The sequence below is a fragment of the Kitasatospora sp. NPDC087314 genome (assembly GCF_044744365.1).
Classification (GTDB): Bacteria; Actinomycetota; Actinomycetes; order Streptomycetales; family Streptomycetaceae; genus Kitasatospora.
The window spans coordinates 442,387-460,914 of the sequence record NZ_JBIUYE010000001.1 but is presented as its reverse complement, the minus strand read 5'-3'; the positions used below and the strand labels follow the sequence as shown (position 1 = coordinate 460,914).

Genomic DNA, 18,528 nt, shown 5'->3' with positions numbered 1-18,528 from the left:
TTGCCTTGGAGCGAGGCCCTAGGGCGTGTCTGACAATTCGCGTCGGATCAGCGCGCGGCGTCTGGGTGCGTGCATCACAGGGCGGAGGAGGGAGTCCATGCGGTGGGGGCACCTCCCGGCCGCCAGACTGGGGGCCATCGGCGACCGACGACAACGTGGCGAGGTGCGTGCCCAGGCGTCGCACGCCCGGCGGGAATTGTCGGACACGCCCTAGACCGACTTCTTGCCGTCGGCGTCCTCGACGTCCTCGACGCGCTTCTTCAGGCCGGCCAGGGCGCGGTCGATGATGACCTTCTCGGCCTTGCGCTTGATCATGCCGAGCATCGGGATCTTGACGTCCACGGCGAGCTGGTAGGTCACCTCGGTACGGCCGCCGGAGAGCGGGGCGAGGGTGTAGGAGCCGTCGAGCGAGCGGAGCATCTGGCTGCGGACGAGGGTCCAGCCGACCTCGCGGTCGCCGTCCCAGGTGTAGGCGAGGACGTGCTCGTCGCGGATGGCGCCGGCGTCGAGCAGCAGACGGACCTGGGCGGCGCGGCCGTCCTCGGCGGTCTCCAGGACCTCGATCTCCTTGACCTCGCCGGTCCAGGCCGGGTAGGCGGCGAAGTCGGCGATCACGGCCATGACCGTGGCCGGGGTCGCGTCGATGGTGATGCTCGACCTGGTGTGCTCCGCCATGGAATGGCCCTCCGCGTCGTCCCTCTGCCTGCCGGTCCGGTCGAGCGTGCTCGGCCTTGTCCGCCCGGAGCAGGCTATCGCGACCGGCGATCGGCTCGGCCGTGCGGGCCGTGACCGGCGGCGCGAGTACCGGTCGGGGAGCGGGCAGCGGGGCATGCTACCGGCCGGTCACCACGGGGCTGCCGTAGGGTGCCATTCGAACGACCCGGTCACGGCCTGGTCGGACCCGGCCGGGTGTGACACTTCGAACACCGGGGCCGACCCCCCTGGTCGAAGCTGCCTACCGGGCAGTAACGTCCTGCCGTCCCGCAGCGTCGCGAACGAGGAGCAGTCTTGCTCGACTTCAGCCTTCCGGCCCTCTACCAGGTACCGAGCGGCGGTAACCTCTCCGACCTCGTGCACGAGAACGCCGAGCGACACCCGGACGTCGCGGTTCTCAGCCGCAAGGTGGACGGCCGGTGGCAGGAGTTGACCGCCGCCCAGTTCCTGGTCGAGGTGCACGCCGCCGCCAAGGGCCTGATCGCCGCCGGCATCCGGCCGGGCGACCGGGTGGGCGTCATGTCCCGGACCCGCTACGAGTGGACGCTGCTGGACTTCGCGATCTGGTCGGCCGGGGCGATCACCGTCCCGGTGTACGAGACCTCCTCCCCCGAACAGGTCGAGTGGATCCTCGGCGACTCCGGCGCCGCCGCCGTACTCACCGAGACCGACCAGCACCGCAAGGTGGTCGAGGAGGTCCGGGACCGGCTGCCGGAGTTGAAGCACACCTGGCAGATCGAGCAGGGCGCGATCGCCGCGCTGGCCGAGGCCGGCCGGGAGGTCGCCGACGCCACCGTCGCCGAGCGCCGCGCGACCGCCACCGCCGACTCGGTGGCGACCATCGTCTACACCTCGGGCACCACCGGCCGCCCGAAGGGCTGTCAGCTGACGCACGGCAACTTCCTCGCCGAGTGCGGCAACGTGGTGGAGCGTCTGGCCCCGCTGTTCCGCACCGGCGAGAGCTCCGTCCTGCTGTTCCTGCCGCTGGCCCACGTGCTCGGCCGGATCGCCGAGATCGCCCCCGCGATGGCGCCGATCAAGCTGGGCCACGTCTCCGACATCAAGGACGTCACCGCCGAGCTGGCCGCCTTCAAACCGACCCTGATCCTGGGCGTGCCGAGAGTCTTCGAGAAGGTCTACAACACCGCCCGCTCCAAGGCCCAGGCCGACGGCAAGGGCAAGATCTTCGACAAGGCCGCCGACACCGCGATCGCCTACAGCCGGGCGCTGGACGCCGGCGGCGCGGGCCTGGGCCTGCGGATCAAGCACGCGGTGTTCGACAAGCTGGTCTACAGCAAGCTGCGCGCCGCCCTCGGCGGCCGGGCCACCCACGCCATCTCCGGCGGCGCCCCGCTCGGCGAGCGGCTCGGCCACTTCTACCGGGGCATCGGCTTCACCGTCCTGGAGGGCTACGGCCTGACCGAGACCTGCGCGGCCACCTCCTTCAACCCGTGGGACAAGCCGAAGATCGGTACGGTCGGTCAGCCGCTGCCCGGCTCCGCCGTCCGAATCGCCGAGGACGGCGAGGTCTTCTTCAAGGGCCCGCAGGTCTTCACCGGCTACTGGAACAACCCGCAGGCCACCGCGGACGCCCTCAAGGACGGCTGGATCGCCACCGGCGACCTCGGCTCGCTGGACTCCGACGGCTACCTGACCATCACCGGCCGCAAGAAGGAGATCATCGTCACCGCGGGCGGCAAGAACGTCGCCCCGGCCGTGATCGAGGACCGCATCCGGGCGCACGCGCTGGTCGGCGAGGTCATGGTGGTCGGCGACCGCAAGCCCTTCGTGGCCTGTCTGATCACCGTCGACCCGGACTTCTTCCCCAAGTGGAAGGAGCTCAACGGCAAGCCCGCCACCGCCACGGTGGCCGAGCTGAGCCAGGACCCGGACCTGCTGGCCGCCCTGCAGGCCGCGGTGGACGACGGCAACGCGGCCGTCTCGCACGCCGAGGCGGTCAAGAAGTTCCGCCTGCTGGACACCGAGTTCTCCGAGGAGAGCGGCCACCTGACGCCCTCGCTCAAGCTCAAGCGCAACCTCGTGCTGAAGGACTTCGCCGCCGACATCGAGGCGATCTACCAGCGCTGACCGGCGAGCCGGGCCCGCTTCCCCGCGACCGGGAGGCGGGCCCGCCGTTCACCCCGCGAGCAGCGAGGTCAGCCGCCCGGCCAGCAGGTCCCAGCGCCAGGAACGCTCCACCCAGCGCCGCCCGGCCGCGCCCATCCGCCGCCGCAGTTCCTCGTCGCGCAGCAGCCGGACGATCCGCTCGGCGGCCGCGGCGGACGAGCCGCCCGGCACCACGTACCCGGTCTCGCCCTCCAGCACCGCGTCCGGCGCACCGCCGGAGTCGCCCGCGACCACCGGCAGGCCGGTCGCCGAGGCCTCCAGGTAGACGATGCCCAGGCCCTCGACGTCCAGCCCCCCGCGCCTGGTCCGGCAGGGCATCGCGAAGACGTCGCCGGCCCCGTAGTGGGCCGGCAGCTCCTCCCACGGCACCGAGCCGGTGAAGCGCACCGAGTCCCGGACGCCCCTGGCGTCGGCCAGCTTCTCCAGGTCCGCGCGGTACGGGCCGCCGCCGACGATCAGCAGCACGGCGTCCGGCACGTCGACCAGGATCTGCGGCATCGCCTCGATCAGGGTGTCCTGCCCCTTGCGCGGCACCAGCCGGGAGACGCAGACCACCACCGGGCGGTCCGCCAGCCCGAGCCGACGGCGCACCTCGGCGCCCCCCGAGTCCGGGTGGAAGGTCGTCTCGTCCACGCCCGGCGGCAGCTGCACCATCCGGGCCGCGGCCTGCGGCCCGACCGCGCCCGCGATCCGGGAGCGGGTGTACTCGCCCAGGTAGGTCAGCACGTCGGTGCCCGCGCCGATCCGCCGCAGCAGCTGCCGGGCGGCCGGCAGCTGGGCCCAGGCGGCCTCGTGCCCGTGGGTCATCCCGAGCAGCCGCCCGGCCCCGGCGCGGCGCAGCGTGGGCGCCATCAGCCCCAGCGGGGCGGCGGCGCCGAACCAGACCGCGTCGCACTTCTCCGCGCGCAGGATCTCGGCGGCCCGCCGGGTGACCCGCGGTGTGGGAACCATCACCTTCGTCCGGTCCCGGATCACCGGGAACGGCTGCTCGGCGTCGAAGCGCGCCACCTCGGTGCCGTCCCGCCAGGTCGAGGCGTACACCACGATGCTTCCGGCGGGCTGACGCACGGCCATGTTGTGCACGAAGGCCTGGATACCGCCGGGGCGGGGCGGGAAGTCGTTGGTGACGATCAAGGTCCTGTGCATCAGTCCACGGCTCGCTCGGTCGGGGGGTGCTCGGTTACCGCTGGGTGATCCGTACGATAGGTCAACACCATGCCCCGCCGGGAACGGATCCGCGCACGGCAACCGTTTCATCCCCGGGTCAGTCCTAGTACCCGGGCGGCCGGTGGCGGCCCGGGCGGCCGTCGCACGGCGCCGCCGGTGAGGACGTCCGAGACGAACGAGGGAGCGCAGTGGAATTGGCCCCGGCCACCGAGTCCGGCTCGTCGCGCGGCCGCCTCGGCCGCCCGTTGGGGGCACTCGCCACGCTCGTCGCGACCTGGGTGGCCACCCGTACGGTCCTGGTGCTGCTGGTGACCGGTGTGCTGAAGGCACCCGGCGGGGACGTCACCGCCGACGTCTGGATGATCTACCACGCCTGGTACGGGGTGCTGCAGACCGGTACCTTCCCGTTCGACGACGTGACCTGGCAGTACCCGCCCGGCGCGGCCCTGGTGATCCTCCTGCCGGGCCTGCTGCCCTGGTCGTACCTGGTCTCGTTCTGGGTGATCTGCGGGATCGCCGACGCGGCCGCCGCCGCCCTGCTGATCCGCACCGGCCTGCGCCGGGGCCGGGCGCTGACCGGCGCCTGGATGTGGGTGGTGGGCGTTCCCCTGCTCGGCCCGATGATCTACAACCGCTTCGACATCATCGTCACCGTGGTCGCGCTGGCCGGCCTGCTGGCGCTGATCCGCCGCCCGGCGATCGGCGGGATGCTGCTGGGCCTGGGCGGCATCGTCAAGGTCTGGCCCCTGCTCGGTCTGATCGGCACCCCCTCCGGCCGCCGCACCCGCCGCTCCTGGACGCTGGCCGCGGCCACCGCCGTCTCGGTGGGCTTCCTGCTCGCGGCCGGCATGAACGGCGCCTTCGACTTCCTGGCCTTCCAGAAGGACCGCGGCATCGAGGTGGAGTCGCTCGGCGCACTGCCGCTGCACTACGCCCGGATCGCGGAGGCGTGGGACGGCAGGGTCACCATGAACTACGGCTCCCCCGAGATGCTCGGGCCGTGGGTCGGCGTGATCAGCAAGGTGATGATGGCCGGCACCGTGCTGGGCTTCGCCTGGCTGCTGCTCTGGCGTTTCACGGCCAAGCGCCGCAACGCGGCCACCATGTACGACGCGGCGCTGTGCGCGCTGCTCATCTTCATCGTGACCAGCCGGGTGATCAGCCCGCAGTACCTGGTGTGGCTGGTCGGCGTCGCGGCGGTCTGCCTGACCGTGCGCGGCACCAGCCAACGGCCGGTGGCCGGACTGATCCTGCTCGCCTGCCCGCTGACGCTGGTCGAGTTCCCGACGATGTTCACCCAGGTCCTGGCCAGCGAGCCCTGGGCGATCACCGTGCTGAGCCTGCGCAACCTCCTGCTGCTGGCCGCCACCGTGCTCTCCTGCGTCCGGCTCTGGCGCTCCACCCGCGGCACGTCCCAGCTGCCGCCGACGGTGGTGCTGGCCGCGCCCGAGCCGGTGTCGCCCGCCTACCCGGTGCGCCCGGGCATCGCGTACGAGCAGGACCTGCTGGACGGCATCGACCGGCCCGCTCTCCCGGCCGAGCAGCGACGCTAGGGCGTGTCGGACCGGTCGCGCGCGGCGGGAACGGTCGGACGCTCCCTAACGCGCCAGCCCCGCGACCTCGTCCAGCCAGAGCCGGGTGAACTCGGCCAGGCCGAGCCCTAGTTCCGCCCGGAGCAGCCGGTCCAGCCGCTGCTCCCGGTCCTCCCTCGCCCCGTCGGCGGCGCCGACCGCCCGGTAGAGTCCGACCAGCCGCTCGGGCCCGTAGCGCCGGGCGACCAGCTCGCAGGCCAGCCAGGCCTGCTCGTAGGCCTGTGCGATGCCGTCGGCGCCCGCGGTGAAGGCCTGGTCCGCCGGCAGCGCGGCGGGCAGCCGGCCGGCCGCGACGTCCCGGGTCAGCTCGGGGGCGATCTGCTGCGGGCGGCGGCCGGAGCCCCGGTAGGCGGTCCAGTCGGCGACGCCCTCGGAGAGCCAGAGCGGCGTCCAGGCCCGGGTGTCGGCCCTGGTGGCGACATGGGTGGCCTCGTGGGTGACGACCACCTGCCGGCCGAAGTCGCTGAGCCGCCCGTACGCCTCGGGGTTGACCAGCACCCGGTCCGCGGGGGTGTGCCAGGGCGCGCCGGGGGCGGCCACGGTGACCGCCGCCATGCCCGTCCAGCCGGCCGGGTCGGCCTCCAGCAGTCGGGCGAACTGACCTTCGGTGGACGGGAGTTCGAGCAGCAGACGACCCGGCCAACCGGTGCCCCAGACCTCGCCCACGGCTGGCACCGCCCGGTCGGCCACCGTAGCCAGGGCCGTCGGATCCGCCCCGTCGGCCAGGCCGAGCACCAGGCAGTGCGCGCCGGCCGCGTACCGGGCGGGGCCGAGGTCCCAGAGCGCCGGAGGACCGCTCGCGCTCCCCTCCCGCTCGACCCGCCAGCCGCCGTCGGCCCGGACCAGCTCGATCCGGCGCGGATACACCACGGGGTACTCGTCGTACCCGGTGACCCGGACCGTCAGGTCGGCGGCGGCGGTCAGCCGGTCCGGCCCAGCGGCCGCGCCGAGCACGAGGTTGCGGTAGCCGGCCTCGACCACCGCGGGCCCGGGCCCGAACGGCAGCGCCCGGGCCCGCACGTCCAGCAGCGCGGCCACCTCGGCCCGCCGGTCCGCCGCCCGCCCGGTCGGCGCCGCGGGGGCGGCCGGCGGCAGCGACAACTGGGCCAGCCCACCGGCCGCGAGCAGCAGCGCACCGCGCCGGGACAGCACGCGGCGGTCCCCGCATATCGGCCGGGGGCCGTCGGGGTCGGACGGCGTCGGGCTCAGAGCCGGACCACCCCCGTGACCGGCATCGTGTTGACGCTCTCGTAGCGGACCTTGGCACCCGGGTAGGGGGCGTGCACGATCACCCCGCCGCCGGCGTACATGCCGACGTGGTGCATGTCCCGGTAGAAGATCACCAGGTCTCCCGGCCGCGCTTCGGAGAGGCTGACCCGCTGACCGGCGTACGCCTGGGCCTGCGAGGTGCGCGGCAGGGTCACTCCGGCCTGCCGCCAGCTGTAGTACATCAGACCGGAGCAGTCGAAGGCGCGGGGCCCGGTGGATCCGTAGACGTAGGGCGAGCCGATCATCCTCACCGCGGCGGCCAGCGCGGCCGCCCCGCGCTCGGAGGCGGGCGGGGCGGAGCCGAGGTCCAGCCGGTCGGTGCCGCGGGTGGCGCGCCGCTCGGCGTCCTGGGCGTCCTGGACGGCCAGCCGGGTCCGCTCGGCGGCGCCCAGGCTGTTGAGCAGCCGCTGCGCCGTGGCCAGCCGCTGCTGGATCTGCTGCTTGCTGTCGGCGAGCGAGCGGCGGGCCTGTTCCAGGTCGGCGAGCTTGCCGGAGGTCTCGGTGCGGCGCTGGTCGAGCCGGCGCTGGCGGGTGACCAGTTCGTGCAGGGTCTCCTGCTGCCGCTCGGCGGCCTGGCCGAGGGTGCGGGCCCGGTTCAGGTAGCCCTCCGGGTCGGTGGAGAGCATCAGCTGGACGGTCTGGGCCATACCGCCCCCGCGGTACTCGGCGCCGGCCACGGTGGCGAGGTCGCCGCGCAGCTGGTTGAGCTGGTCCTGGGCGGCGGCGACCTCGCCCTGCAGGACGGTGGTCTCGCCCTGGAGGCGCTGCTGGGCGTCCTGCGCGGCGTTGTACTTCTCCGACGCCTGCTCGGCCTCGTCGTAGAGCTGCTCCACCTGCGCCCTGACGTCCTTGTGGGTGGGCGTGTCCGGCGTGCCGGGGGCCGCCTGGGCGCTGCCGCCCGCCGTCACGCCGAGGGCGGCGGCGGCGGCCGCGGTCAGCACCAGCGCACGGGCGAGCAGTTGGGAACGGCGGTGCACGGGCATGGCGGCAGCGGCTCCAATCCTGCGGTGCGGCCCCGCCGCCGCACCAAAGGGGCGGCCCTCGAAGCGGGAGTCCGGTGGCAGACGTTAGCGAGTCCGGGCAACCGAGTCCAAACCCCTCCCAACTCGAATATTTGACCAGTAATCGGACACCAGCCCGAGTCGCCGGAAAAGCCGCAGGCCCGGCCTTCCGTGGTGGAAGGCCGGGCCCGTCAGGACCTGAGCGGGGATCAGACCCGCACGATGGAGGTCAGCGGCATGTTGGAGACCGCCTCGTAGCGCACCGACGCGCCCGGCTTGGGGGCGTGCAGCACCTGGCCGTTGCCGGCGTAGATCCCCACGTGGTGGGCGTCGCCGAAGAAGATCAGCAGGTCGCCGGGCTGGGCCTGGGAGAGGTCCGTACCGATCCGGGTGCCGGCGTGGGCCTGCTCCTGCGAGGTGCGCGGCAGCGACACGTCGACCTGGTTGAACGCCCACACCATCAGGCCGGAGCAGTCGAAGGAGCCCGGACCGGAGGCGCCGTACACGTACGGGCTGCCGATCTTGGAGGCGGCGATGGACAGCGCGGCGGCACCGCGCGAGCTGCCGGCGGTCGGCTTGGGGGCCGGCGCGGACACCTGGGCGCTCGGGTCGGTGCGGCTGCTGTCGCGGGAGGAGCGGTCGGCGCCCTGCTGGGCGGCGGCCTGCTGAGCGGCGGCCTGCTGAGCGGCCTTCGCGGCGGCGTCGGCCTTGGCTTTGGCCTCGGCGGCGGCCTTCTCCTCGGCCGCGCGCAGCGCCTGGCGCTCCTGCTCGGTCAGGGTGTTGAGGAGGTCCTGCGCGGCCTTGAGCTTGCCCTGGACCTCGTCCTTGGCCGACTTCAGCTGCTGAGTGGTGGTCTCCATCTCGGCGAGCTTGCCCTGGGCCTCGGAGCGCACCTGGTCGAGCTTGCGCTGCTCGTCCTGGAGCTGCTTGAGCTGGCCCTTCTGGGTGCCACCGGCCTGGTTCAGGGTGTCGGCCTGGCTCAGGAAGTTGTCCGGGCTGGCGGAGAACATCAGCTGGACGGTCTGGGATATACCGCCGTTGCGGTACTGCTCGCCGGCGATCTCGGCCAGGCCGCCCTGCAGGTCGGTCACCTGCGCCTGCTGCCGCGCCACCTGGTCCTGCAGGCCGGTGACCTGCTTCTGCAGCTCCTGCTGCTTCTCCTGCGCGGCGTTGTACTTCTCCGACGCCTGTTCGGCCTGCTCGTTGAGCTGGTCGACCTGCTCCTTGACCTGGTCCTTGGTCGGCTGCGGGTCGGCGTGAGCGCCGGACTGCGCGGACAGCGCGACGGCTGCGGCGGCGACACCGGTCAGGATCGACACCCGGGCGCGGCCGGCGGGCTTGGGACGACGATGGGACGCCACGAAGGCGGACTCCTTCTTCCTACGGCCGCCTACCGGGTGAGCTGACGGGTTCGGGCCGGAAGCATGCCCTACGACGCCTCACGGCCGTTCCACCGGCCGACCTGGCGCCGATTCACCCCGGAGGAACGTGGTTCCCCGGCTCCGCTCGACAGCGCCCCCGACTGCTGGGCTCCCCGTCGGGCAGGCACTCGGCCCGCCCCGCTGCGTCGCGAACTCGACGGAAACCACCGCCGCCACCCCGGCTGGGCGATCGACAGTGCGGTGGTTCGAAGCATGACCCTAGTAACTGAACCGTGATCCGTTCAAATCCTTGTCAGAAAAAAGACGGAAGAAGACCAAAGTTCTTCTGTGAATATGACAGATGGTGATCACCGCCACACGCAAAGCTGATCGGCTTTCACGATGTGGTCGCCCGGCGGGCAAAACCGAACGCCACCCCCCGGTCGGAGGGTGGCGCGGATCACAGGCCCGGACGGGGCCGGCGGGCGTGTCGGGCCGTCAGACCCGGCGGATCGTGTTGATCGGCATCGCGTCGGCCTTCATCACCTTCACCACGTCGCCGGTGTGCGGCGCGTGCACCACCATGCCGTTGCCGATGTACATCGCGACGTGGTGCCGGTCGGGGCCGTAGATGACCAGGTCGCCCGGCTGGGCCTGGTCCAGCGTGACCCGGGTGCCGACGTTGCCCTGCTCCTGCGAGGTGCGCGGCAGCGAGATGCCGGCCTGGCCGTACGCCCAGACCATCAGGCCCGAGCAGTCGAAGGTGGTCGAGCCGGTGGCGCCCCACACGTACGGCGAGCCCTGCTTGCTCATCGCCTTGGCGACGGCCACGCCCGCGTAGCCACCGGCCTGCGGGAGGCTGCCGAGGTCGGTGCGCTCGCTGCCGCGCGAGGCCCGGTCGTCCTGCGTCTGCTGGGCGCGCAGCGCGGCGCGGTCCGAGGCGCTGAGCGAGTTCAGCAGGTCCTGAGCTGCCTTGAGCTTCTGGTTGACGTCCGACTTGGCCTGGTTCAGGTCCTTGGTGGTGGAGTCGAGTGAGGCCAGGACGGCGGCGGCCTCGGCCTTCTCCTGGTCCAGCCGGCGCTGCTGGTCCAGCAGACCCTTGAGCGCCTCGGTCTCACTGGTGCTGGCCTGCTGGACGGTGGAGGCCTTCTCCAGGTAACCGGACGGGTCGGAGGAGAGCATCAGCTGGACGGACGGGTCGATCCCGCCGGTGCGGTACTGCTCGCCCGCCACACCGGCCAGGCCGGTCTGGAGCCGGGTCATCTGGTCCTGGCTGCGGGCCACCTGGTCCTGCAGCTGGTCGGCCTGCTTGCGGAGCTGGTCGGCCCGCTCCTTGGCGCCGTTGTACTTCTCAGCCGCCTGCTCCTGGTCCTGCTGGAGCTGGTCGATCTGCGCCTTGACGTCGCTCTTGTTCGGCTGGGGCGCGGCGTGCGCGGCGACCTGTGCGGAGAGTGCGACCGCAGTCGCAGCGGCGGCAGTGAGCACGGAGACCCGCGCGCGGCTCGGCTGCTTGGGACGGCGGTGGGAGGCCAAGGGAACTGCTCCTTCTTCCATCGGCCTCACCCGATCAGGTGAGAATCCGGAAAATAGGTTTGACGCCAGACCCTAGTGAAGATCTACGCGTTTTGCCACTCCCCCGAAGGCGTGAACTCCATTTCCCCCGCTGAATTCACGGGATGTGCACACCCTCGCAAACAGGGCGCTGACCAGGCGTCATCCCGCCCGGGCAGTGGTCAGGGCCGGGCCAGCCGGTTCAGCAGCAGAACGGAGGCCACGGGGCGCGCGCCCGCCTTCCGCACGCCCTCCGCGACCTCCCGGTCGGTGGACACCACCACCACCGGCCGGCCCTGCGGTTCGGCCCGCACCAGACGGCGGATCAGCTCGTCCGCGGTCTCCCCGGTCCGGCTGAACCGTACCCGCACACCGCGCGGTGGCGCCATGATCACCGGAACGTCCAGGTCCTGCCCGTCGAACACACAGGTGACCTCCGCCTGGGTGCGCTGGGCCAGCATCGCCAGCCCGCCCAGCAGCCGGATCCGCTGCTGCTCCAGCGGCAGCGCCGGATAGCCGGTCTTGGTCACGTTGTAGCCGTCCACCACCAGGTGCACCTGCGGGATCGCCAGCAGCTGGTCCAGCAGCGCCGGATCGTCGTCGGCCAGGCCGCGCCGGGCCACGTCGTGCGGCGAGGCCGACCCCGGCACCACCGCCTCCACCAGGTCCGCCGGGCGGATCTGGGAGACCGGCAGCGCCAGCTCCCGCTGCAGCCCCTGTGCCGACTGCAGCACGGTGTCCAGCAGCAGCCGCAACCGCATGTCCTCGACGCTGCGCCCCTCGCGGGCCGACCGGCGGCCCTGCTCGGCGGCGGTCTCCAGCTCCCCGACCCGGTGCCGCAACCGCCGGGCCTCGGTCTCCGCGGCGCCGCGCTCGGCCGCCGCCTGCGCCTTCGCGGCCTCCAGCTCCCCGGCCAGCCGCCGGGTCTCGGCCTGCGCCCGGCGGGTGTCGCTCTCCAGCGAGCGCACCTTCTTGCGCAGCGACTCGGCCTCCCGGCGGACGTCCTCGGACTCCGCACGCTGCCGGTCCAGGTCCGCCCGGGCAGCCGCCCGCAGCTCGGCCAGCTCGGCCTGCAGCTTCTCCACCAGCCGGGCGGCCTCGGCGGCCACGCCCTCGGCACCGGCCCGCTCGGCCTCCTCCCCGGCCTCGGCGACCAGCCGGCTCCAACCGGCCGAGCGCACCAGGTAGGCGGCGGCCGCGACGTCCATCGGATCGGCGGCGCCCGGGACACTGCCCGACTCCAACGCCTTCACCAGGTCCGGCTGGCCCAGCCGCAGCCGCTCCGCTATCCGCACCCGGAAGGCCGGCTCCGCCTCCAGCGCCGCGGCCAGCGCGGTGGCCGCGTACTTGGCCCGGCGGGCCGGGGTGAACTTGACGTACTGGCGCAGGCTCTGCGGCAGCTCGCCCTGCGGCAGTCCGCCGAGCGCGTCCGAGGCCAGGCCGACCACGCGCCGGCGCACGCCCTCGGGCAGCGGCCGGTCGAGCTTCTCGACGGCCTGCTCCGCCTCCGCCGACCCGTCGGTGCCACCGCGCTCGCCGGAGTCCGCCGCCCCGCCGGGGGCCGAGGACTCGGACGGGGCCGTGTCCGCGGCCGGCGCCTGCGCGTCCGCAGCGGGCTGAAGCCCCTGCGCTTCGGCGGGCTCCCTCGCTGCGTCCACCACGTCCTCGGCTCCGATCCTGGTCCTACGGGGCACGGCCCGCGGCCGCCGCCCCTGTCGTCACGCTCCGTGCGTCCTGTCTGTATTGTCCCAGTGCGGTGGCCGGGCGCGCCGCGCACCCGTCCACCGGACCGTCGGGCGTCAACCCTGCTCGGCGGGGGCCTCCGCGCCCTCGGCGCCCGGACGGGCCACCAGCTCGACCTGGTCCACGGCGTTGCACCAGCGGCAGCGCACCGACTCGACCGTCTCGCTCAGCACCTCGGTCTCCTCGACCTTGGACTCGCCGGCCAGGTCGAAGTGCAGGAACTCGGTGACCCGCGCGGTGCGGGTCAGGTCGAAGCGGGTGAGGTTTCCGCACAGGGTGCAGCGCCAGCGCGTCTCGGCAGTCAGGGCGGGGACGGTCATCGGGGGTCCTCTCGGGTGGTCCCTGGGTGGGCTAGGCGCTCCCCCCGGAGCCCCGGCGTCGGCGGCGGGAGGCGGGAATGCCCGCCCCAAGCCTATTGCCTGAGGCAACCGTCCCGGCCACCGGTCAGGGGAACCGCAGGGCTAGTCCACCTGCCGTACAAGGCGGTGTCACACGCCCTGGCCGGAGGGATGCTTGGCCGCATGGCACTGACCGCCCCCGGGCACACCGACGCGCGGGGCGACCGCCCGGCCGTGCCCGCCCCGGTGGTCACCTACACCCTGATCGCGGTCAACACCCTGGTGTTCCTGCTGGGCCCGGCCGCCGGGCTCAACCCGCTCTACGGCACCGGCCAGACCCGGCTCTGCGCGGAGCAGCGGTACGAGCAGCGCTGGGGTGTCATCCCCGCCGAGGTACTGGCCGGACGGCCGCTGACCGCCGAGCAGCTGGCCGAGGCCCCGGAGCCGGCCCCGGGCTGCCCGGCCAGGCCCACCCCGGGCAAGCGCCCGGCGCTGTCCGTCCTCACCGGGCTCTTCCTGCACGCCGGCTGGCTGCACCTGCTGGGCAACCTGCTCTTCCTCTACGTCTTCGGCCCCACCGTCGAACAGCGGCTGGGCCGGGCCCGGTACGCCCTCTTCTACCTGGCCGCCGGCAGCCTGGCCACGTACGGCTTCGCCCTCGCCGAGGCGCACTCCGCGGACTCCACCCGGGTGCTGATCGGCGCCTCCGGCGCGATCTCCGCCGTCCTCGGCGCCTACCTGCGCTTCCATCCGCGCTCCCGGGTGACCACGCTCGTCCCGCTGCTGCTGTTCCTGCCGCTGCGCTTCCCGGCCTGGCTGGTGCTCGGCCTCTGGTTCGCCCTGCAGTGGTGGTCGGTCCACTCGGCCGGGCCCGGGGTCGCCTATCTGGTCCACGTGATCGGCTTCTCGGCGGGCTTCCTCTACGCCTGCACGGTGGTCAGCCACCCCCCGCGACGACCCGGCTGACGCCCGATACGCTGGCGGCACCCCACGAAGGAGCCCGAAACAGTGATCACCGCCATCGTCCTGATCAAGACCAGTGTCGACCGCATCCCGGAGATCGCCGAGGCCATCGCGGCCATCGAGGGCGTCAGCGAGGTGTACTCGGTGACCGGTGGCTACGACCTGGTGGCGATGGTCCGGGTGCGCCGGCACGACGACCTGGCCGAGGTCATCCCGGGTCGGCTGAACAAGGTCCCCGGGGTGGCGCACACCGAGACCCAGATCGCCTTCCGCACCTACTCCCAGCACGACCTCGAGGCCGCCTTCGCCCTCGGCCTGGACGAGTAGCCCCGCCGGCCCCGTCAGCCCTCCCGGCGCGTGTCGACGACGCAGCGGCCGCCCTCGTTGCGGTAGTTCCACGCCGCACCGTCCGTGACCAGCTCGCGGACGGCGGTCAGGAAGCGGTCGACGTGCTCGTCCGGGGTCCCGGCCCCGAAGCTCACCCGGATCGCGTTCAGGCTGCGCTCGCCGGGCAGCGACGGCTCGGGCGCCCCGCACTCCGAAGGGGCCACGTCCTCCTCCCCCAGCAGGGTGCGCAGCAGCGGGTGCGCGCAGAACAGGCCGTCGCGGACCCCGATGCCGTACTCGGCGGACAGCGCGGCCGAGAAGTGCGAGCTGTTCCAGTCCTGGACGACGAAGGACAGCACGCCCACCCGGGCCGACCCGGCGCCGAACAGGTTCAGCACCTTGACCTGCGGAATCTCCGCCAGCCCCGCCGTCAGCCGGGCGATCAGCTGCCGCTCCCGGGCCTCCAGCGCGTCGAAGCCCGCCTCGCTCAGCGCCCGGCAGGCCGAGGCGATCGCGTAGGCGCCGATGACGTTCGGCGAACCGGCCTCGTGCCGGGCCGGGCCGCCGTGCCACTGAACGGCCACCGAGCCGTCGGCCTCCCGGGCCACCGTCCGGGTCGCGCCGCCGCCGGCCAGGTACGGCTCGGCCGCGTCCAGCCAGTCCGCCCGACCGGCCAGCACGCCGGCGCCGAACGGCGCGTAGATCTTGTGGCCGGAGAAGGCGATCCAGTCGACGTCCAGATCGCGCACCGAGACCCGGTGGTGCGGGGCCAGCTGGGCGGCGTCCAGCACCACCCGGGCGCCGTGCCGGTGCGCGGTCTCCGTCAGCTCGGCGACCGGCCAGAGCTCGCCGGTCACGTTGGAGGCGCCGGTGACGCAGAGCAGCTTGGGGCCCTCGGGCGCCCCGGCGAGCGCGGCGTCCAGGGCTGCGACCGCCTCGGCGTGCGAGCGCGGCGCCCTCAGGTAGCTGACGTCCAGCCCGGCGTGCGCCCAGGGCAGCAGCGAGGCGTGGTGCTCGGTCTCGAAGGCGAACACCCGGGTGCCGGCCGGGACGGCCGCGGCGAGCAGGTTGAGCGAGTCGGTGGTGGCCCGGGTGAAGACCACCTGGTCGCCCTCGCGCAGGTCGAGGAACTCGGCGACGGTGCGGCGGCTCTGCTCGAACAGGTCGGTGGACAGCTGGGAGAGGTACCCGGCGCCGCGGTGCACGCTGCCGTAGTACGGGGCGTAGGCGGCGACGTCGTCCCAGACCCGCTTCAGCGCCGGGGAGCTGGCCGCGTAGTCGAGGGCCGCGTAGCCGACCTTCTCACCGCTGGCGAGCGGGACCTGGACGTCGTGGCCGAGGACGGCGAGCGGGGCGCAGAGTTCGGTGGAAACGGACATGGGAATGCACTCCTTCGGGGTGTGGGACCCCGGGAGTGCTAGTCGTCGGGCGTCCGCGCTTGCCGCGCGGACGGTTTGCCGAGCGACCCGGTCCTCACCCAGGGCACCCCGCCACGGACGGAGGGTTGCCGGACAGCAAGCTGGGGCTTGACGCTGTCACTCATGACCTGGCGAAGACTCTAGGTCGCGTCCCGCGGGTGGTCAAACAGGTATCCACCATCCGGACGGCGCTCCCGCCCGCCCGCCACCGGGCTGGGGGGGAACGCGAGGAGCCCGTGCCGGCGTCCCGGCACGGGCTCCCAAGTACCGCGTCACACCCGGCTGGTGGCCTCCGACCAACGCCGCAGCAGTTCCTGCGCCGCGCCCGAGTCGATGGCCTGCGCCGCCCGCGCCATGCCGGCGGCGAGCTGCTCGGCGAGCGGCGCCTCGCCCAGGTCGAGCGCGACCAGCGCCGCCGCCGTGTTCATCAGGACGGCGTCCCGCACCGGCCCGTGCTCACCGGCCAGCAGCCGGCGCGCGACCTCGGCGTTGTACCCCGGGTCCGCCCCGCGCAGCGTCTCGATGCCGGCCAGCTCGATGCCGACGTCCCGCGGGTCGAAGGTGGTCTCGGTGACGGTCCCGTCCCGCACGATCCACACCCGCGAGGTGGTGGTGATGGTCAGCTCGTCCAGGCCGTCGTCGCCCCGGAAGACCAGGGCGGTCGAGCCGCGCCGGGCGAGCACCCCGGCGATCAGCCCGGCGAGCCGGGTGTCGAAGCAGCCGATCGCGTGCGCGGTGACCTTGGCCGGGTTGGTCAGCGGACCGAGGATGTTGAACGCGGTCGGCACCCCGAGGTCGCGCCGGGCGGTGGCGGCGTGCCGCATCGACGGGTGGAACTTGGCCGCGAAGCAGAAGGTGAGCCCGACCTCCTCGGCGACCTCGGCGATCCGCCGGGCCGGCAGGTCGAGGCTGACGCCGAGCTTCTCCAGCACGTCCGAGGAGCCGCTGGCCGAGGAGGCGGCCCGGTTGCCGTGCTTGATCACCTTGGCCCCGGCCGCCGCCGCGACGATCGCCGACATGGTGGAGATGTTGACGGTCTTGGCCCGGTCGCCGCCGGTGCCGACGATGTCCACGGCGGGGCCGGGGATGTCCAGCGGCTCGGCGTGCGCGTACATCGCGTCCACCAGGCCGGTGATCTCGTCGACCGTCTCGCCCTTGGCCCGCAGCGCCACCATGAACCCGGCCACCTGGACGGGGGACGCCTCGCCGCTCATGATCCGGTCCATCGCCCACGCGGTGGCCGAGCGGTCGAGGTCCTCCCCCTTCAACAGCGCCGCCAGGACGTCCGGCCAGGCGCGGACCACCTGCGCGGGGTCGGTACCACCGTTCGCAGGGTTCACGTTCACCATGGCTGACTCCAGCTGTTGTCGGGTTCCCCGCAGCGGGGGGACGTCCGTACGGATGGAGTCAGCCTATCGACCGGCGGCGTGCCCACGACCCCGTCTTCTCTAGTACTGAGACGGCGCCGTCCGCCCTGCGGCGACCTGGCTCAACGGCCGACCGGGGCCCGCTTGGCCAGTCGCGCCCGCAGCAGGGTGGCGACCGCCTCGGCCAGCGCCACCGGGTCCACCGGGCGGGAGATCGCGGCGTCGGCCCGGCTCCACGCGGCCAGCCAGGAGTCCTGCGGCCGTCCGATCAGCACCAGCACCGGCGGGCAGCCGTAGATCTCGTCCTTGAGCTGGCGGCCGAGCCCGAGCCCGCCGGCCGGCACCGCCTCGCCGTCCAGGATGCAGAGGTCCACGCCGCCCTTCTCCAGTGCCTTCAGTACCGCGGGGGTGGTCGCGCACTCCAGGTAGGACAGTTCCGGAAGGTCCTCGGCGGGCCGACGGCCGAGCGCCGTCAGCACCTGCTCGCGGGTGTTGCGGTCGTCGCTGTAGACGAGGACGGTGAGCGTCTCGTCGGTCGTGTACGCCATGGGCCCTGCTCCCTCAAGTGTGATCCGGACCACGTTCGCCTGATCCGGATGCTACTCCCGATCACCGCTCGCCGAGCCCCCCTCGCCGACGTTCCTTCTCAAGGCGCCGCGCCCGGGACTCACCCGCCCGGAGGACAGCCCGTCACCCGGACCCGCCCGGTCCACCCGTACGGCCGACACGGCGCCCGCGCCCTACCGCCGGAGGCTCCGCCAGACGTGCAACGACACGCTGGGCAACGGGGTCGCAGGCTCCTCCGAGGAACCGTCAGAAAAGGGACACGCCGCTGCTCAGCCGCCATCCGGACACCCCGTCGCCCCTCAGGGGGGCATACCGCACGCACCGGACACTCCGAGGGACACCCCCCGACGTGAAGACGGAATAAGGGACCGACATAATGTCCGTCGTGGCGACAGCAACAGCAGTAGAAACCGGGCACGCGCACGGATCGGTCAACCGGCCGAACATGGTCAGCGTCGGAACGATCGTCTGGCTCAGTTCCGAGTTGATGTTCTTCGCGGCCCTCTTCGCGATGTACTTCACGCTCCGCTCCGTCAAGGGAGCCGAGTTCTGGACCGAGAAGGCGCACGCCCTCAATGTGCCCTTCTCTTCGGTCAACACCACGATCCTGGTGCTCTCCTCGCTGACCTGTCAGCTCGGCGTGTTCGCCGCCGAGCGCGGGGACGTGAAGAAGCTCCGCTCGTGGTTCGTCATCACCTTCGTGATGGGCGCGATCTTCATCGGCGGCCAGATCTTCGAGTACACCGAGCTGGTCAAGAAGGACGGCCTCTCGCTGTCCTCCGACCCGTACGGCACGGTGTTCTACCTGACCACCGGCTTCCACGGTATGCACGTGACGGGTGGTCTGATCGCCTTCCTGCTGGTCCTGGGACGGACGTACGCAGCCAAGCGCTTCACGCACGAGCAGGCCACCGCCGCGATCGTCGTGTCGTACTACTGGCACTTCGTCGACGTCGTGTGGATCGGCCTGTTCGCGACCATCTACCTGATCAAGTAACCAGCTGATCAAGTCGCTGGCCACCG

Annotated in this window: 16 protein-coding genes and 2 riboswitches; of the genes, 5 read left to right on the top strand and 11 right to left on the bottom strand. The window is 72.9% G+C overall.

Features of this window, described 5'->3' with window-relative positions:
- Window positions 1–210: 210 nt before the first annotated feature.
- Window positions 211–675 carry an SRPBCC family protein gene (locus tag ACIO5E_RS02085; protein WP_280674544.1) on the bottom strand — a complete coding sequence of 155 codons (465 nt, stop codon included), beginning with the start codon at window positions 673–675 and terminating at the stop codon, window positions 211–213.
- A gap of 333 nt (window positions 676–1,008) precedes the next feature.
- Between ACIO5E_RS02085 and ACIO5E_RS02080 the strand changes: the two genes are divergently transcribed.
- Window positions 1,009–2,802, top strand: a complete 1,794-nt coding sequence (locus ACIO5E_RS02080; RefSeq protein ID WP_400662473.1) for an AMP-dependent synthetase/ligase — start codon at window positions 1,009–1,011, stop codon at window positions 2,800–2,802.
- Between the two features lie 48 nt (window positions 2,803–2,850).
- On the opposite strand, the gene ACIO5E_RS02075 is transcribed toward ACIO5E_RS02080, so the two are convergent.
- Window positions 2,851–3,987 (bottom strand): glycosyltransferase family 4 protein, encoded by a 1,137-nt coding sequence (locus ACIO5E_RS02075; protein ID WP_400662470.1) that lies wholly within the window; start codon window positions 3,985–3,987, stop codon window positions 2,851–2,853.
- 209 nt (window positions 3,988–4,196) lie between these two features.
- Between ACIO5E_RS02075 and ACIO5E_RS02070 the strand changes: the two genes are divergently transcribed.
- Window positions 4,197–5,561 (top strand): glycosyltransferase 87 family protein, encoded by a 1,365-nt coding sequence (locus ACIO5E_RS02070; RefSeq protein WP_400662467.1) that lies wholly within the window; start codon window positions 4,197–4,199, stop codon window positions 5,559–5,561.
- Window positions 5,562–5,606: 45 nt separating this feature from the next.
- On the opposite strand, the gene ACIO5E_RS02065 is transcribed toward ACIO5E_RS02070, so the two are convergent.
- From ACIO5E_RS02065 to ACIO5E_RS02040, 6 genes are all read right to left on the bottom strand, one after another.
- Window positions 5,607–6,752 (bottom strand): hypothetical protein, encoded by a 1,146-nt coding sequence (locus ACIO5E_RS02065; RefSeq protein ID WP_400662465.1) that lies wholly within the window; start codon window positions 6,750–6,752, stop codon window positions 5,607–5,609.
- A 53-nt stretch (window positions 6,753–6,805) separates the two neighbouring features.
- Window positions 6,806–7,852 (bottom strand): NlpC/P60 family protein, encoded by a 1,047-nt coding sequence (locus ACIO5E_RS02060; protein ID WP_400662463.1) that lies wholly within the window; start codon window positions 7,850–7,852, stop codon window positions 6,806–6,808.
- A 227-nt stretch (window positions 7,853–8,079) separates the two neighbouring features.
- Window positions 8,080–9,231 (bottom strand): NlpC/P60 family protein, encoded by a 1,152-nt coding sequence (locus ACIO5E_RS02055; protein WP_400662461.1) that lies wholly within the window; start codon window positions 9,229–9,231, stop codon window positions 8,080–8,082.
- A gap of 10 nt (window positions 9,232–9,241) precedes the next feature.
- Window positions 9,242–9,395: riboswitch (cyclic di-AMP (ydaO/yuaA leader) on the bottom strand.
- A gap of 334 nt (window positions 9,396–9,729) precedes the next feature.
- Complete coding sequence (locus ACIO5E_RS02050) at window positions 9,730–10,764, bottom strand: NlpC/P60 family protein (RefSeq protein ID WP_400662459.1); 1,035 nt, start codon at window positions 10,762–10,764, stop codon at window positions 9,730–9,732.
- A gap of 200 nt (window positions 10,765–10,964) precedes the next feature.
- A complete protein-coding gene (locus tag ACIO5E_RS02045) occupies window positions 10,965–12,443 on the bottom strand; it encodes an NYN domain-containing protein (RefSeq protein ID WP_400662456.1) in 1,479 nt (492 codons plus the stop codon).
- 138 nt (window positions 12,444–12,581) lie between these two features.
- Window positions 12,582–12,845 carry a hypothetical protein gene (locus ACIO5E_RS02040; RefSeq protein ID WP_400662453.1) on the bottom strand — a complete coding sequence of 88 codons (264 nt, stop codon included), beginning with the start codon at window positions 12,843–12,845 and terminating at the stop codon, window positions 12,582–12,584.
- Window positions 12,846–13,046: 201 nt separating this feature from the next.
- Here ACIO5E_RS02040 and ACIO5E_RS02035 point away from each other — a divergent pair, with 201 nt between their 5' ends.
- Entirely contained in the window at window positions 13,047–13,829 is a 783-nt protein-coding gene (locus ACIO5E_RS02035; RefSeq protein WP_400662450.1) for a rhomboid family intramembrane serine protease, read from the top strand.
- 42 nt (window positions 13,830–13,871) lie between these two features.
- Window positions 13,872–14,153 (top strand): Lrp/AsnC ligand binding domain-containing protein, encoded by a 282-nt coding sequence (locus tag ACIO5E_RS02030; RefSeq protein ID WP_030240061.1) that lies wholly within the window; start codon window positions 13,872–13,874, stop codon window positions 14,151–14,153.
- A 14-nt stretch (window positions 14,154–14,167) separates the two neighbouring features.
- Here ACIO5E_RS02030 and ACIO5E_RS02025 read toward each other — a convergent pair whose 3' ends face one another.
- From ACIO5E_RS02025 to ACIO5E_RS02015, 3 genes are all read right to left on the bottom strand, one after another.
- A complete protein-coding gene (locus ACIO5E_RS02025; RefSeq protein ID WP_400662448.1) occupies window positions 14,168–15,532 on the bottom strand; it encodes an aminotransferase class V-fold PLP-dependent enzyme in 1,365 nt (454 codons plus the stop codon).
- 50 nt (window positions 15,533–15,582) lie between these two features.
- Window positions 15,583–15,700, bottom strand: a riboswitch (SAM riboswitch).
- 143 nt (window positions 15,701–15,843) lie between these two features.
- A complete protein-coding gene (gene trpD, locus ACIO5E_RS02020) occupies window positions 15,844–16,920 on the bottom strand; it encodes an anthranilate phosphoribosyltransferase (protein WP_280674575.1) in 1,077 nt (358 codons plus the stop codon).
- Between the two features lie 140 nt (window positions 16,921–17,060).
- Complete coding sequence (locus tag ACIO5E_RS02015) at window positions 17,061–17,486, bottom strand: hypothetical protein (protein ID WP_280674577.1); 426 nt, start codon at window positions 17,484–17,486, stop codon at window positions 17,061–17,063.
- 395 nt (window positions 17,487–17,881) lie between these two features.
- Here ACIO5E_RS02015 and ACIO5E_RS02010 point away from each other — a divergent pair, with 395 nt between their 5' ends.
- Window positions 17,882–18,502 (top strand): heme-copper oxidase subunit III, encoded by a 621-nt coding sequence (locus ACIO5E_RS02010; RefSeq protein WP_280674579.1) that lies wholly within the window; start codon window positions 17,882–17,884, stop codon window positions 18,500–18,502.
- Window positions 18,503–18,528: the final 26 nt, after the last annotated feature.

Bases quoted from the DNA above. Each gene is read 5' to 3' on its own strand.
- ACIO5E_RS02085 (WP_280674544.1), bottom strand. From the start codon at position 675: ATGGCGGAGCACACCAGGTCGAGCATCACCATCGACGCGACCCCGGCC.
- ACIO5E_RS02075 (WP_400662470.1), bottom strand. From the start codon at position 3,987: ATGCACAGGACCTTGATCGTCACCAACGACTTCCCGCCCCGCCCCGGC.
- ACIO5E_RS02060 (WP_400662463.1), bottom strand. From the start codon at position 7,852: ATGCCCGTGCACCGCCGTTCCCAACTGCTCGCCCGTGCGCTGGTGCTG.
- ACIO5E_RS02040 (WP_400662453.1), bottom strand. From the start codon at position 12,845: ATGACCGTCCCCGCCCTGACTGCCGAGACGCGCTGGCGCTGCACCCTG.
- ACIO5E_RS02035 (WP_400662450.1), top strand. From the start codon at position 13,047: ATGGCACTGACCGCCCCCGGGCACACCGACGCGCGGGGCGACCGCCCG.
- ACIO5E_RS02025 (WP_400662448.1), bottom strand. From the start codon at position 15,532: ATGTCCGTTTCCACCGAACTCTGCGCCCCGCTCGCCGTCCTCGGCCAC.
- trpD (WP_280674575.1), bottom strand. From the start codon at position 16,920: ATGGTGAACGTGAACCCTGCGAACGGTGGTACCGACCCCGCGCAGGTG.
- ACIO5E_RS02015 (WP_280674577.1), bottom strand. From the start codon at position 17,486: ATGGCGTACACGACCGACGAGACGCTCACCGTCCTCGTCTACAGCGAC.
- ACIO5E_RS02010 (WP_280674579.1), top strand. From the start codon at position 17,882: ATGTCCGTCGTGGCGACAGCAACAGCAGTAGAAACCGGGCACGCGCAC.